This window comes from Paenibacillus sp. KACC 21273 (assembly GCF_028736095.1).
Taxonomy (GTDB): Bacteria; Bacillota; Bacilli; order Paenibacillales; family Paenibacillaceae; genus Saccharibacillus; species Saccharibacillus kyungheensis.
Genome location: NZ_CP117876.1, coordinates 4,616,949 through 4,632,897, shown reverse-complemented (window position 1 = coordinate 4,632,897; position 15,949 = coordinate 4,616,949). Strand labels below are relative to the sequence as shown.

Here is a 15,949-nt window from a genome sequence, read left to right as displayed (position 1 = left end):
ATTCAATGAACCAAGTTCAATCGACAGCAACCGCAGAGCAGATTATTGCTGAGATTAGTCAGGTGATCACGCAGGTTCCACAAGAAACGATTCAACAGCTAGCTACCCAATTAGTAAATAGTCAGCGTATTTTTGTAACCGGTGAAGGACGATCTGGATTTATGGCTAAATCATTTGCAATGCGGTTGATGCATCTAGGGGCTGATTCCCATGTGATTGGAGAAACGGTCACACCTGCACTTGCTGCGGGTGATCTACTAATCGCTGTATCTGGATCAGGCACCACCAAAGCGGCTGTATGGACCGCAGACAAAGCCAAAGAGTTAGGATGCCATATTGTGGCGGTGACTACCGACGAATCATCGCCACTAGGTACTCTAGCAGATACAATCTTGCATATTCCAGCAGCAACCAAGTACAGACGAGAAGGTGAAGCGCCAAGTATTCAGCCGTTAGGTTCTTTATTTGATCAATGTACACATGTATTACTGGACGCAGTCTGCTTGAATTACGGACAGCTCAAGCAAGTTCAACATGGTGATGTATTTGCCAAACACAGCAATGTCGAATAAGTAATTACATTTACTACTGATAGAATAGATAGGAATATGATAAATATCAAAAACCCTGCATACCATTTTTGGATACAGAACACTTTGTAGTGAAAAGTGCTTATCCATCAATTGAGCAGGGTTTTTAGTGTGTTATTTGTTATGAGAAAATAGATAGTAAGATAAAGCTACAATAATAAAACACTACTTATTAATCAACTTATCCCCAAAGATACGAGACAATCATTACTACATAGATAGGTAAACTGAACAACAACATACTCCATGAGTTCACCATATTGCGATCTCTGGAACTGGGATCGATTGCTTGATTCGCACGCATCCGATCTCCACTGACCATTGTACCTGAAAGAGCCAGTGTAGCAATAATTAAAATAATGGTGACGACTCTAAGAATATCATTAAAGTCGTAGGGTAATAGAAAATGAATCAAATACAATAACCCTAGAAAAAGAGCGCCCGATCCTAACAGCAAACCTGATTTTTTCATATCGATCTACACCTTTCTACTATGTATTGGTAACGATGATCAATCTACAATCTACGATGATAAAACAAAAGACTGTCGAATAATCTATTCGCAGTCTTTTGTCTATTATATCAATTAAACGTTTGACATTATACCTAACAACTAAGATCAATCAGATTTCTACAATCGAACATCATAATGCTCATGCTACCATGTTGCTTTATAACTTAAAGTACTTTTTCTAAAAAGCTAATCGTACGTTCATGCTGAGGGTTACCAAATACTTCTTCAGGCGTACCATCTTCGACAACATAACCGCCATCCATAAAGATTACACGATCCGCCACTTCGCGAGCAAAGCCCATTTCATGAGTTACGATCATCATGGTCATACCTTCTTTAGCAAGGGAATTCATAACACCCAATACTTCACCAACCATTTCAGGGTCAAGTGCAGAAGTCGGTTCATCGAATAACATCACATCTGGATTCATAGCCAGTGCACGCGCTATTGCGACACGTTGCTTTTGTCCACCCGATAATTGGTTAGGTAGAGCATCTGCTTTATCTGCAAGACCGACACGATCTAACAGTTGAAGCGCAACTTTACGAGCTTCTGCGGGAGAAGATTTTTTGAGTTCAGTTGGAGCTAACATAATATTTTTGATAACACTCATATGCGGAAAAAGGTTAAAGTGCTGGAATACCATTCCGATATTTTCGCGTACTTTGTTGATATCGGTTTGTTTGTCATTGATATTGTGATCATCGACAATAACCGTACCTGCTGTAATATCTTCCAGACGATTAATACAACGAAGGAAGGTACTTTTACCAGAACCGGATGGACCAATAACACATACCACTTCGCCTTCTTTAACTTCCAGATCGATACCTTTCAGTACATGATTGGAACCAAAGCTTTTTTTCAGACCGGTAACTTTAATTTTATCCATTGCTGACCTTCCTTTCGATGTGGTTAGAGATTTTAGTAAGAATGGTAATCACGATCAGGTACATAATAGCTACGACCAACCAGATATCGAACGATTGGAAAGTACGAGCAATAACGATTTTACCGGATTGCGTCAATTCTACAAGACCAATAACAGACATAATCGATGTATCTTTCAATGTAATAACCAACTGATTAATGAAAGAAGGAATCATTAATTTAACAGCTTGTGGAATAATGATTTTGATCATGGCTGTACGATAAGGTAGCCCTAGTGAACGAGCAGCTTCCATTTGTCCACGATCAATCGATTGAATACCACCACGAATAATTTCAGTTACATATGCCCCTGCATTCAGACTCAACGCGAGCACTGAAGCGACAAACAATGGCATCGTAAATCCAAATGCTCCTGGTAGACCGAAGTAGATAAAGAATGCTAATACAAGTAGTGGAATACCACGGAATATATCAACAAATACAGTTGCGATAATACGTAAGATGCGGTTATGACTTACTTTCATAAATCCAAAGATTAGACCTAAAATAAATGCGAAGAATAGAGAAACGATTGTATATACGACTGTATTTAATAATCCTTTAAGCAAGTAAGGGAAGGACTGTTGAATCAACTCGAATCTACTTAGCTTTACAGCAGGTACACCATTTCCGGATTCACCTAAATATTTTTTTAGAATCTGATCATATTCGCCATTGCTACGAATATTCGCCAAACCTGCATTGAATTTTTGTAGTAATTCTTCATTTTTGCCTTTATTTACAGCAAATCCATACGAACCTTTAGCTTCTTGTTCAGTTGGAGCTAATTGCAGTCCATTGCCTTGTTGAATACCATAAGCGAGTACAGGATAATCGTCAAAACCAGCAACTGAATTTCCTGTTTTGATATCATCGTAGACCTGTGCAGAATCTTCAAAAGGAACTAGGCTGAAACCATATTTATCTTTGATCGATTCAGCAAATGTATATCCTTGTGTTCCAATTTTGACAGCAACATTTTTGCCACGTAAATCTTCATAAGATTTAATATCTGTGTTACCTTTTTTGACTGCCATAGCTACGCCAGCTTCAAAATAGGACTTTGAAAAATCAAATGTTTGTTTACGTTCATCAGTGATGCTCATTCCAGCAATCATACCATCGACCTGATCCGTCTGTAGTGCTTGAAGAGCCGCATTAAACCCTAGCGGTTTGACTTCATAGCTAAAGTTCTGATCTTTAGCGATTGCTGCTAATATATCCATATCGATTCCTACAAATTTCTGGTCAGCATCTTGAAATTCAAAAGGAGCAAATGTAACATCGGTACCGATTTGATAAGTTTTGCCTTCCTGTGCTTGTGCAGTTGCAGTCGTGGCAAAGCTTCCTGTAGATACTCCAAAGAAAAGAAGGAGAGCCATTACTAACCACATTACCCTAGATTTCTTCATAAAATCCTCCATTTCATTGACTTCTTCATGTACATCAGCAATTGTTGTAGTGCGTATACCTGGATCGAGCTAGAACAAATCTACTTACGATCAGTATTGCTTACAATAGATATCTCAAATTGATATCTTACATCACATGTCTTCCCATTCTACAAAAAAAACAAGCTATTGACTATAGTTCATTCTACTTTTCAGCTAAATAGGTATCACGTAAACGGTATCATTAAAATATTCATGTTAGGTATTACTCAAATTATGAATAATACTATACTAAAAAACCAAATATAGTTAATGTACAGCAGTCTTGTTTTGGTATCTATTGTATAGATAGAATGAATTTCAATTTGTATCCCTTTACACCTTCACCACATATGATAAAATGCAATGAACATATAAGAAGGGGACGGGATATATGAAATCAGTTATTTTAGATGTAGATACAGGGATCGATGATTCATTAGCGCTAGCCTATGCGGCTCATTCACCTGAATTGGATATTTTGGGAGTGACGACGGTATTCGGCAATATTACAGTAGAAGAAGCAACACGTAATACACTGGTAGTGCTCGACAAATTAGAGCGTGAAGAAATTCCAGTCTATGCCGGAGAAAGCAAGCCGATGAGTCGAGAATATACGAAGCCATTTGCCCGTCATATTCATGGAGAAGATGGTATTGGCAATCAGTATCGGGAACCGTCTGAGCGTCAAGCAGAGACGATGAGTGCATCTGACTTTATCGTTCAGCAAATTATGGCTTCTCCTGGAAAAGTGACTGTGGTTGCTGTAGGCCCTCTAACCAATATCGCCAAAGCTATTCAGACCAATCCAGAGATCGTACATACTATTGAACGATTAGTAATCATGGGAGGAGCGGTAACGGTACCGGGGAATGTCACTCCATATGCGGAAGCCAATATTTATTCCGACCCTGATGCCGCGGCGCTTGTGTTAACCTCTGGCATGCCGATTACATTGGTTGGACTGGATGTCACGATGAAAACATTGTTAACCGGTGTTCATCTGGATGAGTGGAGACGGGAAAACAGTTCGTTATCTGTTTTTTTAGCAGATATGACTGAATTTTATATGGGTGCATACAATGAGATTGTAACAGGTGGTAAAGGTTGTGCTCTACATGATCCATTAGCTGTCGGCGTAGCGATTGATCCAACGATCGTGCGCACAACCTCATATGCAGTACATGTAGAATGTACAGAACAAGATACACTAGGAAATACAACAGGCAAACACGATACTTTATTACCGCATATTGATGTTGCTTTAGATGTAGATTCTTCACGCTTTTTAAATCATTTTTTAAGTCGAATTGTGTAAGCATTTTTGCATAGAAATAATCCCAAGCCTGTGTAGCGTATATAAGGATGTTGTTTATCCTTGTTGAGTTATACAGGCTTTTTTTATGAGATCTAGCCAAAATTTATGAATACAATAGAGATGATTTCAACATATTTGGGTTGGATGATGGTTTATACTTTTATCTACAAAAAGATATCTGTGAGCCATTATTGTTATCCGATCATAATGCTAATAGATGTCTGAACAGGGTCACTTATTGACAAAATTTTTATAAAATTGAAATTTATTTGTACAAATAAACGACTAAAGTAGACATTCTCTTTCATTTTTTATTGTTACTGTAAGGTAAATACGGTATCATTAGAGTATATAGCTAAAGCTATTGATAAACGCTTACACGAATCGTTTCGACACGAATGAGCATTGTACTAGATGCTGACCTATATACGTTTGACAATATACAATAGTAAGGCCAGGTGTAACTCCATGAGCAGCAAGAATCCAAAGCGACAAGACACTACATCCGCAGCACAACGCAAGCTGGAGACGCTGCGAATTTTGGAAGCGGAAGGCACTGTGCGGGTATCCGGACTCAGTCGCCGTTTTCAAGTAACTGAAGAGACAATAAGACGTGATCTGGAACGTCTGGAACATGAAGGCGCTGTAGTTCGTACGCATGGCGGAGCCGTATTTAACCGTAATCGGGAACAATATGAATCTCCTGCTGTTCAGCGTGAGACACAGAACCTAGAAGAGAAAAAAGCAATTGTCGAATATGCCTTATCTTTGATTGAACCCGGTGATGTGATTGCGCTGGATGCAAGTACAACTTGCTTGCATTTGGTCAAACAATTGCCTAATCGATCATTAACTGTACTGACATATTCACTAGCGATTGCTAACGAATTGGTACAAAAAACCGAGATCAATGTGATTGTGATTGGAGGTTACCTGGATCGAGATTCAATGGCGAATACAGGGATTCATGCAGAGAAAATGGTCGAAAGTTATCATGTCGATAAATTTCTATTTTCCTGTCATGGCTTTGATCTAACACGCGGGTTAACCGAACCTTCTGAAGCACATGTACAATTAAAGAAAAAGATTATTGAGATTTCAGATGAATTGATTTTATTAACAGACAGTACGAAGTTTCGCCGCAAATCATTAGTACGTCTGATGGGTATGGAAGATTTGAATCGTTTTGTAACCGATGATCAGTTGCCTCAAGAAGCGATTCAAGATTTACAAGATATGGGTGTCGATGTCATCGTTGTTGAGTAATAGGGCGATGGTTGCTACCTGCATTTAAGCCTTTTCCTTTAGGGAAAAGGTTTTTTTGTATATAGAAATAAATGTAAGATTTTTGTTGGTTTTAGATTAATTTTCAACAAATTCTTCGGTTAAGCTTGAAAATAGGGTACGTTAGGAGTACTTTAGATAAATGAGAAAACGTTGAGAACCGTATAGAGATGGTTGAGATCAATGAGGCGTTTGGAGTGAGGAGAGAATCAATGACAGCAACTGGTGAATATAATCCGCAAATCGTAGGCATGGAAGATATCGTCCGTGCTCATCATGTATTACGCGAAGTAATTGTGCGTACCCCGTTACAGCGAGACAATACATTATCTGAAAAATACGAATGTAATATCTTTTTAAAGCGTGAAGATATGCAAGTCGTTCGTTCATTCAAAATTCGCGGGTCGTATAACCGTATTCGTAGTCTTTCTCAAGCAGAATTGGATAAAGGCATTGTGTGTGCTAGTGCAGGTAACCATGCGCAGGGTGTAGCCTTTTCATGTTATGCGCTTAATATTCATGGCAAAATCTATATGCCAAGCACAACACCGAACCAAAAAGTAAAAATGGTGAAAAAGTTCGGTGGTCAAAATGTAGAAGTAATTCTAGTCGGTGATACATTTGACGATGCTTATGAAGAAGCGATGAAAACATGTGAAGAACAAGGCATGGCATTTATTCATCCATTTGATGATCCGAAGATTATTGCCGGTAACGGTACGATCGGGATGGAGATTATGGAAAGTCTAGATGTACCTGCTGATTATATTTTTCTAACGATTGGTGGCGGTGGTCTGGCTGCTGGTGTTGGGCAATATATGCATACGATGAGTCCTACTACTCAATTGATCGGTGTCGAACCAGCAGGTGCGGCGTCTATGAGTGAAGCAATTGCTCGTAATGAAGTCGTCACACTTGGTGAAATTGATAAATTTATTGATGGTGCAGCAGTGAAGCGTGTCGGTCAGCTCACATTTGATATTTGCCGTGAGGTGTTAAACGATGTCGTGAAAGTGCCAGAAGGTAAAGTGTGTTCGGCGATTCTGGATCTATATAATGAAAATGCGATTGTAGCGGAGCCAGCAGGAGCTTTGCCTATTGCGGCGCTTGATATGTACCGCGAGCAGATCAAAGGAAAAACGGTTGTCTGTATTATCAGTGGTGGTAATAACGATATTGATCGTATGCAAGAGATCAAAGAACGCTCACTGATCTATGAAGGATTGAAGCATTACTTTATGATTAATTTCCCACAACGTGCAGGCGCTCTACGTGAATTTTTGGAAAAAGTATTAGGGCCAAATGATGATATCGCTCGCTTTGAATATACCAAAAAACATAATAAAGAAAATGGGCCAGCGTTAGTCGGTATCGAACTTAGTACACCGGAAGATTACGGTGCACTGGTCGAACGAATGGAAGCTCATGGGATTAAATATACAGAGCTTAATCGGGATCTGAATTTGTTCAATTTGCTTATCTAATGAGTATTCTTAGAGTTATAGTTGGGTTTTGAGCGGAATTACTATATAATTAATAAGTCGTGCCAGTTTATTATTTATAGGAGGCTTTACCCCAATGTTAGTAATTCATGCTGAAATATTGATTCAACCAGAACACGTAGAAAATTTTCTACAACTTGCTGATCCTTTTGTGAGTGCTTCACAAGCAGAAGCAGGCAATATTCGTTATACACTGATGGTGGATTTACATCAATCCAACCTATTTACCATGGTTGAAGAATGGGAAAGCCAAGAAGCGCTTACCGCCCACGAACAAAGTGCTCATTTTCTGAAGCATATCAATGATACAAAAGATATGGCGGCTGCACCTTTGAACGTTAAAGTATATGAAGTGATGCAGTTGCCTGTAGTTTAATAAGTAAATAAGTCTGTACTATACAAAGGCTATTTCTTTCGGGAAGTAGCCTTTTGTATATCTATATGTGTTATTAGCCGTAGCTAAATTTCGTAGGTTTACAATATAATTTGGGTTTTAACATCATATAGGTTATAATTAGTAAGTGAGATTTTTAGAACATTAAAAAAATCATATTACATTATATACTTATAGGAGGTTTACTTATATGTTTGTTATTCATGCTAATATCACGATTAAACCTGACAGAGTAGAAGAATTTTTAGTAGAAGCAGAAGGTTTGGTTAGTGCTTCTCAAGCAGAAGCAGGTAATATCCGTTACACACTAATGCGTGATCTTCACCAACCGAACTTGTTCACAATGGTTGAAGAATGGAAAGATGAGCAAGCGGTACAAGAACACAACGCAAGCGCTCATTTCCAAAAATTCGTTAAAGATATGCAAGAATTTGCAGGGGCACCTTTGGATGCAAAACTGTTCAACGCAACAGAAGTACCAAGAGGTTAATTACCTGTATCTCGATGCTAAAATAGATATGTTGCGTGGCAACAATCGTTTTCGTATTGCATCATTTGGTATGGATAACTAAATAGTTACGTAAGCAAACGTTCTTTCCATTGGAAAGGACGTTTTTTTTATTATTTAGTATACATAATTCCTAAAAGCCATCCGATAAATGCTATAAGGTAAATGTCGAAATTGCTCGAAAGAGTAGAAAAGGCATTAGTTGAGTAGAATGTAACGTCGTGTTTTACTGTCTAAAATTATATTTTTCGCTATTTAATTTTACGTAATCTTAATTGAGAAAATGTGCGTACTATAAATAGTATCTTGCATCAAAGGCTTTCATTTTATCTATCAAAGGAGAATCAGTGAATGAAAAAATATATCGCTATCGTAGCTTCTTCGTTGCTTACATTATCTCTAGTTCATACCGGCTTAGTGTACGGGGAAGAATCAGTTCCTTCTGCAACAGGGCCAGATCAAGAAGTCGTGATTGTGTACAAAAATGCAGCAGGTAAAGAAGCAGCTATCGATCAAAGTGTAGAAGTACAGCATGAATTTAAAACATTGCCTGCGGTTTCTGCGACTGTCAGTGCAGGTGAATTACAAGACCTTGTGCAAGATCCTAATATTGCTTATATCGAACGTAATGTTCCTTTTCAAGTCACTGATTCATCCGATTTTCAAGTGTTAGGTTCGACAGTCAATGCCACCGAACAATCACAATGGAATTATCAAGCAGTACAGCCTAACCAAATGTGGGACAAAGGATACAACGGATCAGGCATCAAAGTTGCTGTGATTGATTCTGGTGTAGCCCCTCATAGTGAACTTACTATTGCTGGCGGTGTATCGACTGTAGATTATACAACATCTTATGCAGACGATAATGGACATGGTACTCATGTCAGCGGGATTATTGCAGCTCATAGCGGCGATGGTGCTGTAACAGGAACAGCTCCTGGAGTGCAATTATACGGTGTCAAAGCATTGGGCGCAGATGGTAAAGGAAATCTACAAGATGTATTAGAAGGTATAGATTGGGCGATCCAAAATCATATGGATATTATCAATATGTCTTTGGGAACCGAATATGATTCACAAGCATTGCACGATATGGTCGACAAAGCATATAAAAATGGAATTTTGGTTGTATGTTCTGCGGGAAATAGTGGAGCAGGCACAGATACAGTCAATTACCCTGCACAATACAGTAGTGTAATCGCTGTTGCAGCAGTAGACAAAAATTTAAATCGTGGTGACTTTTCATCTACAGGTCCCAAAGTAGAAGTCTCTGCACCTGGGGTTGATATTGTGTCTACGTATCTTAATGGCAAATATGCTGTAGCTAGCGGTACATCTCAAGCAGCTCCTCATATTGCAGGTATACTAGCAATTTTAAAACAAGAACATCCTTCCGAATCTATAGCGAATCTACGTACCGATTTGGAAAATTATACGGTCGATCTAGGAGCAACAGGAAGAGATAATTCATACGGATATGGATTTGTTACATTCGCTCCTAAAGTAGACAAAACAGCTCCAGCAGAAGTGAGTGGCTTAACTGTAAGTAATACAACTACTCACTCCTTAACATTGAATTGGCAAAACCCGGCAGACAAAGATTTTGCAAAAGTAAATATTTACAATGATGCAGGCAAATTCGTAACTTCTGTTACTCAAAATGTATATCAAGCAGAAGATTTATCTCCATCGACAACGTACTCATTTACATTAAAAACAGTAGATACAACAGGTAATGAATCCACAGGCAAATTTATCTCCGGTCAGACACTATCTACACCTAGTGATTCTACACCGATCGTTGAAAGTAAGCCTGTCGTTCCAGCACCAACACCTGTCGTGAATCCAACACCAGTCGTAACTGTACCCGTCGTGACCACGCCAGCACCTACTAATCTGGTAGCGGCTGTTCCATCAGGTGGTGGGGGCGGAGGAGGCGGCGGTGGTGGAGGTGGCGGTATTCCACGCCAACCATCTACACCAAGCACAAGTGTTACTGCACCTGTGGCTGCTCCAACACCAACACCGACTCAACAAGCAACACAACAACTAAATACAGCCAAAACATCAGGTAAAGCCTCAGACTGGTTAAAAGCTAAATTTGATGGCAAAAACGTAACAGATGCTAATTTCCAGAAGCAATTAGCACAAATCAAACAGTCTATGGGTATTAAAGACTTGCCAAGCAAAGCGCAATTATCTCCTTCGATTCCGGTAAGTATTAGCTTGCAAGTTGCACTCAAAAATAAACAATATAAATATATCGATCCTTCTTCGATTACAGCCGATCATGTCACCGTGCTTAACAGTAACGGAGAAGTAGTCACCAATGTGAATCTATCTGTCAAATGGAATCGTATCTTTATCACACCAACAGCTAGTGGATTTGCCAAAAATGAAACGTATAATATCATTATTGAAAAAGGCATCCAGGCGAAGCCATCAGCGAATAGTGATCAACAAGTCACATCGACCACTCCACTAATCTTGCAATTTACAACACGTTAAAATAACACAGATCAGAAAGGTGCACACCGATGAAAATAAAATCAGTATTTCAGATTGGACTTACGCTTTGTCTGGTAGTGTCTTTGTTCGGCACTATGTTTGCTAATAAAGCACAAGCGGCAGATGGACTTCCTTTTTCAGATATTTCCAATAATTACTGGGCAAAAGATACGATTCAATGGGGTTATGAAGCTGGCTTAGTCAACGGATACAAAGACGGTCAATTCAAACCGAACAAAACAGTCAGTGAAGCCGAATTTTTGGCGATGTTGATTCGTACGTTTGAACCCGAAGTAACCAGTAGCAAAACAGGCAACTGGGCGAATCCTTACTATGTTCGTGCCAAAGCTTTGAATTATCCGGTGAGTAGCTATACCAATGCATCAACTCGTAATCAAATTCTAACCCGTACTCAAGTGGCTGAATTAATCTCTTCTGCGGAAGGTGTCAATTACAGCGGTAATAATGCGATTCAATATATGTTAGCTTTGGGCCTAGCTAACGGTAGTGATGCTTCTCAAGTATCGATCGCTTCATTCAAAGGAAGTAAAGCTTTAACTCGTGCCGAAGCGTTGCAGTTTATCAAAAACTTTGCAGATTATGGAGTAGGTGGTTTGCTTGATCGTCCAACTGAACCTTCAAATCCAGCCGACCTTCCTGCATTGCCGACAGCCAATTAAGTTTTTCTATTATTCATAAGCAAAAAAAGCGACTTCAACGGATAGGATGTATGCCTATCCAGAAGTCGCTTTTTTGATTGTTTTTATTGGATAATCATTCTTATATTAAGGTGCAACAGGGGAGGTGCCGTCAGGATCATGATCCATATTCAGCAATTCTCCGATATTGGTATTGGATACGACGGTTAATCGCTTCAATGTTAACGGATCATCGCCTGGTCGGACAAATCCTTGATGGACAGTGAATGCCATTCGGTAACCTGACTCTTTAAGTGCATAGACCATTTGCATCCGGAAATCTCCAAAAGGATAAGCAAAATACGGTGTATTGATACCTGCTTCAGAACGCATAATTTTATCATCAGCGATAAAGCTAGCTTCATTCATACCTGCGGCATAATCATCGCCACAGTGAAGTAATGTTTTGTAATGCAGGTTGTACGTATGGCTGTTGTACTCAAATACATCTTTCGAAGCTTCCATTTCTTCTTTGGACACATAGCTTGTTTTGTGTGGATCGAACACTGTTGTTTTGGCTTGAATACGTGAACCAATTACAAATAGGGTGGCATGAAAACCATACTTTTTCAGAATAGGATACGCATAAATAATATTATTTTGATATCCATCATCGAATGAGATTACCACTGTTTTTTCGGGTAACGATATTTCTTCATCTACATATTTTTCTAACTGCTGTAGTGTTGCTGTATGATAACCGTTATCGTGCAAGTATTTCATATCTGCTTCAAAAGCTTCCAAATTCACAATAGAATTGTTTGTCGGTTCAGTATTATCTTTTTGCGGAGTAATATAATGGTACATCAGTACAGGGATTTTATCGGCTGTACCTGTAGGAACAACATAATCTGCGGCTAGTGCGACATTACGTTCATTTAATACATTATGATGCTCATAGTAAAATAATTCGTTTTGAGCGGCTACCCAGGAGCTACATATTTTGTGTGCAAGAACAGACGATTTGGGGAAATTAACCCCTAGAACATAGACAACGAGCAACACTGCCATTAGGGCAAGTGAGTATTTCTTCCAATGCTTTTTCATGCGTATCTAAGTACTCCTTTATACTGGTGGTCAAATCTTATTATCGGACAAATGCTACTTTTTTTAAATGGACGCAACAAGTAATTAACGAAAATAAATTCGCTAATCCCAGCTATCCATTTAAGCAGAAACATGACATCTGCACTTTATTGTAAACGAAATGAATATATAAAAAGTTACATCGCCTTCTTGAAATAGTAACAATATTTTTGCTTATGGTTGGTAAAAAAAGGGTGGTAAGGAAATTGAAATAAAAGTTTGAGTAAGCAAAAAGAAGGTAAACCTTGATCAAGGTCTACCTTCTTTTTTATTCTCGATAGTCATTTGATTTGAGACATCACTAGCCTGATATTTTTGACCTGTATAAAAAAGAGTTAGCGAATAAAAGCTTGAGGACGCTGTTCTAGTGCATCGGCTAACCATCTAGGATGCATACGAAGTAAATTGGTAGGTAACTGGTCGGTCGGGAAAAATTGATAATCAAGCGATTCTTTGGGGTCAACGATAAGCTCGCCACCGATAATCATCGCTTCAAAACAATTGGTAATAAAATGAACATTTTTTCCATTAGGGTATTCAAAAATCTGGCTATCTGGATCCGAATAAACTCCGATTAAGCGTGTCACTTCCACGTCTAGTCCTGTTTCTTCTTTGATCTCTCGTACAACTGCTTGTGTGACGGTTTCCCCTTTTTCAATATGTCCTGAAGGTATGCCCCATTGTCCGACATCAAGCCGCTTTTGCAAAAAGACATGACCTTCAGCATTAAAAATAATAACAGCAATCCCTGCATACAGTTCATCAATAACGACAGACAAAGTAGTTCCTCCTAAATGAAATATCATCATTAAATGTTGAGTCTATTATACACTTTCCTCATAGTAGAAAACATTTCTGTATAAATACCCTTTATTTACTAAAATAACATTAAATGATATTATTTAGTATATATTGGAATTAAATCCATCATTGGAGGATAGAATATGAATAAAAAATTATTTTTAGCAGCTCCTTTTAAAAATCTGATGAATATGGAAACTTCTACTTTAGAAAAAGGTACACAGGATTTTTTGATCAGATTAATTGAGTTTTTTGAACATCGAGGTTATGAGGTACATAATGCGCACAAAAGAGAACAGTGGGGACAGAAGTTTATGCCTCCAGAACAATGTACCAAAATTGATTTTGATGAGATTAAGAAATGTGATTTATTTGTAGCTTTGCCCGGTATCCCAGCATCACCAGGAACACATATAGAAATAGGTTGGGCGTCTGCTATGCAAAAAAATATGATTTTGCTATTGGATCATGATCTTGAACAATATGCTTATCTGGTTAGAGGTTTACACACGGTATGTCCGGTTGATTATGTAACGTATCATACGGAAGAAGATTGTATTCAGCAGTTGGAACAGCTACTGCAAGAAAGGCTTATTGCTTATGATCTTTAATCATTTTCATGATGCGTATTTGTATACTCTTGCTAAAGTGTATCATAAGCCCCAATTCTACAATCAGCCGCGTGGTAACCGAAGCCGAGAAATTCTGAATTATACGTATGGAATTGAATCGCCCGTTGAACGTATTTGTTATGTACCTGAGCGGAAAACTAATATTATTTTTAATTTTGCAGAAGCGTTATGGTATTTATCAGGGAGTAATGATTTGGACTTTATCCGTTATTATGCCAGCAATATGAGTAAATATTCAGCAGATGGTCGGACACTGACAGGCACAGCTTATGGGCCAAAGCTATTTACTTATGGCGACAAGCGCTTAAATCAATGGGAGCGTATTAAAGAAGTGCTTCGTGAAGATCCTGATTCCAAACGTGCATTTCTATCTATTTTTGACCCGAATGAAGTACTTCAGCTAGAAAATATTGATGTGTCTTGTACACTTGGATTGCAGTTTTTTATCCGTGAAAATCAATTGCATATGAGCAGTTATATGCGTGCAAATGATGCTTATCGTGGCATGTTGAGTGATGTGTTTTCGTTTACTTTTCTACAAGAACTTATGGCTACTGAGCTTGGAATAGAAGTGGGCGCCTATTATCACAATGTAGCTTCTGTACACATTTACGAAACAGATTATGCTCAGACCAAAACAGTCCTTTCCAAAGCTAAACAGATCGGAGCTGTACCAGCGTATCCTTTCCCGCATATGCCGCAAAAAGATAATAGATCAGATTTGCAAGTTGTTTTTGAATACGAACAGCAACTTAGACAAGGAATCACGACTTTAGATCTAGCAGATATTCGTTGTTTGGATATAGACGATTACTGGAAGCAAGTGATTTTGTTATTAGCTGTGTATCAATCGATTCAACAAAAGCAAGCAGTAGACCCTGCGCTTTACCAAGAATTGATTCCACTTTATCAGATACTTGTTCAGCAGAAGTGGGAATCTTACTTTTCGATCACAATGGAGGAATCGTAATGCATACTTCTTGGAAAGAAAATAATGTATCCAGTCAATTCAACGCGTATAACGATATGTTAGAAGATATATTAGGATTCCGCTATTTATTCGCTGTTCTGGATTCAGATCCTACCATTCGTACAGTACTTGATTATGGATGCGGACCTGGAAAAGTAGCGGAGCGCATAGCAAAGCAACATGAACGTTATCAAGTTATTGCTGTAGATGAATCAGAAAATATGCTAAAAATAGCAACGGCTCAACGGTCACATCCACAGATCAATTATCAGTTGATTCACAATAATCAGTTGGATTTTTTAGAATCGGATTCGATAGACTGTGCTGTGAACTGTTTTGTAATTATCAATAATTCTAGTGTAGATCATATTCATCATATGCTTACAGAAATCTACCGGGTATTGAAGCCGGGCAAGCCGTTATTGGTATTGGATTCGAATCCAGATGCAACAGGGTATGAGTTCACTACATTTCGCAATGGAGAAAAAGGAAAGAAATATACAGACGGAGACCGCAAACAACAGTTTCTCAAGATTCCTGAAAGTTCAGATTTAATTTTAAATGATTTTTACTGGTCCAAGCGTTTTTATCAAGAGATGTTAGAAAAAGCAGGGTTTGATTCGATTCAGATCATGGAACCATGTATTGATGATATTTCGGTAAGCAAATTGCGCGAGTACGAAGAGCAATACGATCATCCGAAATGGGGTGATGAACAGTATCATGCTCCTTTTGTGATCTATAAAGCTATAAAATCGGTGTAAGCATGGGATAGACAAA

16 protein-coding genes are annotated in these 15,949 nt (G+C 38.5%); 11 read left to right on the top strand and 5 right to left on the bottom strand.

Features of this window, described 5'->3' with window-relative positions:
- Positions 1–5: 5 nt before the first annotated feature.
- Positions 6–572 (top strand): 6-phospho-3-hexuloisomerase, encoded by a 567-nt coding sequence (gene hxlB / locus PQ460_RS20285; RefSeq protein ID WP_273614876.1) that lies wholly within the window; start codon positions 6–8, stop codon positions 570–572.
- A gap of 199 nt (positions 573–771) precedes the next feature.
- On the opposite strand, the gene PQ460_RS20280 is transcribed toward hxlB, so the two are convergent.
- The 3 genes from PQ460_RS20280 to PQ460_RS20270 form a co-directional block, all read right to left on the bottom strand.
- Entirely contained in the window at positions 772–1,062 is a 291-nt protein-coding gene (locus tag PQ460_RS20280; RefSeq protein WP_274170969.1) for a DUF5316 family protein, read from the bottom strand.
- A gap of 206 nt (positions 1,063–1,268) precedes the next feature.
- Positions 1,269–1,997 (bottom strand): amino acid ABC transporter ATP-binding protein, encoded by a 729-nt coding sequence (locus PQ460_RS20275; protein ID WP_274170968.1) that lies wholly within the window; start codon positions 1,995–1,997, stop codon positions 1,269–1,271.
- Positions 1,990–3,447 (bottom strand): amino acid ABC transporter substrate-binding protein/permease, encoded by a 1,458-nt coding sequence (locus PQ460_RS20270; protein WP_274170967.1) that lies wholly within the window; start codon positions 3,445–3,447, stop codon positions 1,990–1,992. The genes PQ460_RS20275 and PQ460_RS20270 overlap by 8 nt, the downstream gene beginning before the upstream one ends.
- Positions 3,448–3,859: 412 nt before the next feature.
- Here PQ460_RS20270 and PQ460_RS20265 point away from each other — a divergent pair, with 412 nt between their 5' ends.
- The 7 genes from PQ460_RS20265 (at position 3,860) to PQ460_RS20235 (ending at position 11,662) form a co-directional block, all read left to right on the top strand.
- On the top strand, positions 3,860–4,783 hold the full coding sequence (locus PQ460_RS20265; RefSeq protein ID WP_273614880.1) for a nucleoside hydrolase: 924 nt from the start codon (positions 3,860–3,862) through the stop codon (positions 4,781–4,783).
- Positions 4,784–5,251: 468 nt separating this feature from the next.
- Positions 5,252–6,049 (top strand): DeoR/GlpR family DNA-binding transcription regulator, encoded by a 798-nt coding sequence (locus PQ460_RS20260; RefSeq protein WP_204825615.1) that lies wholly within the window; start codon positions 5,252–5,254, stop codon positions 6,047–6,049.
- A 230-nt stretch (positions 6,050–6,279) separates the two neighbouring features.
- A complete protein-coding gene (ilvA, locus tag PQ460_RS20255; RefSeq protein WP_274170966.1) occupies positions 6,280–7,551 on the top strand; it encodes a threonine ammonia-lyase IlvA in 1,272 nt (423 codons plus the stop codon).
- Between the two features lie 94 nt (positions 7,552–7,645).
- A complete protein-coding gene (locus PQ460_RS20250; RefSeq protein WP_274170965.1) occupies positions 7,646–7,945 on the top strand; it encodes a putative quinol monooxygenase in 300 nt (99 codons plus the stop codon).
- Between the two features lie 208 nt (positions 7,946–8,153).
- A complete protein-coding gene (locus PQ460_RS20245) occupies positions 8,154–8,453 on the top strand; it encodes a putative quinol monooxygenase (RefSeq protein ID WP_273614883.1) in 300 nt (99 codons plus the stop codon).
- A 369-nt stretch (positions 8,454–8,822) separates the two neighbouring features.
- Positions 8,823–10,982, top strand: a complete 2,160-nt coding sequence (locus PQ460_RS20240; protein WP_274170964.1) for a S8 family serine peptidase — start codon at positions 8,823–8,825, stop codon at positions 10,980–10,982.
- Between the two features lie 29 nt (positions 10,983–11,011).
- Entirely contained in the window at positions 11,012–11,662 is a 651-nt protein-coding gene (locus PQ460_RS20235) for an S-layer homology domain-containing protein (protein WP_274170963.1), read from the top strand.
- A gap of 105 nt (positions 11,663–11,767) precedes the next feature.
- On the opposite strand, the gene PQ460_RS20230 is transcribed toward PQ460_RS20235, so the two are convergent.
- Complete coding sequence (locus PQ460_RS20230) at positions 11,768–12,727, bottom strand: polysaccharide deacetylase family protein (protein ID WP_274170962.1); 960 nt, start codon at positions 12,725–12,727, stop codon at positions 11,768–11,770.
- A 374-nt stretch (positions 12,728–13,101) separates the two neighbouring features.
- A complete protein-coding gene (locus PQ460_RS20225; protein WP_274170961.1) occupies positions 13,102–13,545 on the bottom strand; it encodes an NUDIX domain-containing protein in 444 nt (147 codons plus the stop codon).
- A 165-nt stretch (positions 13,546–13,710) separates the two neighbouring features.
- Here PQ460_RS20225 and PQ460_RS20220 point away from each other — a divergent pair, with 165 nt between their 5' ends.
- From PQ460_RS20220 to PQ460_RS20210, 3 genes are read left to right on the top strand one after another with little or no spacing between them, the layout of a single operon-like run.
- On the top strand, positions 13,711–14,178 hold the full coding sequence (locus PQ460_RS20220) for a nucleoside 2-deoxyribosyltransferase (protein WP_274170960.1): 468 nt from the start codon (positions 13,711–13,713) through the stop codon (positions 14,176–14,178).
- Positions 14,168–15,169 carry a thymidylate synthase gene (locus tag PQ460_RS20215; RefSeq protein ID WP_274170959.1) on the top strand — a complete coding sequence of 334 codons (1,002 nt, stop codon included), beginning with the start codon at positions 14,168–14,170 and terminating at the stop codon, positions 15,167–15,169. Before PQ460_RS20220 ends, PQ460_RS20215 begins: the two co-directional genes overlap by 11 nt.
- Positions 15,169–15,933 carry a class I SAM-dependent methyltransferase gene (locus PQ460_RS20210; protein ID WP_274170958.1) on the top strand — a complete coding sequence of 255 codons (765 nt, stop codon included), beginning with the start codon at positions 15,169–15,171 and terminating at the stop codon, positions 15,931–15,933. The genes PQ460_RS20215 and PQ460_RS20210 overlap by 1 nt, the downstream gene beginning before the upstream one ends.
- The last annotated feature ends 16 nt before the right edge of the window (positions 15,934–15,949 follow it).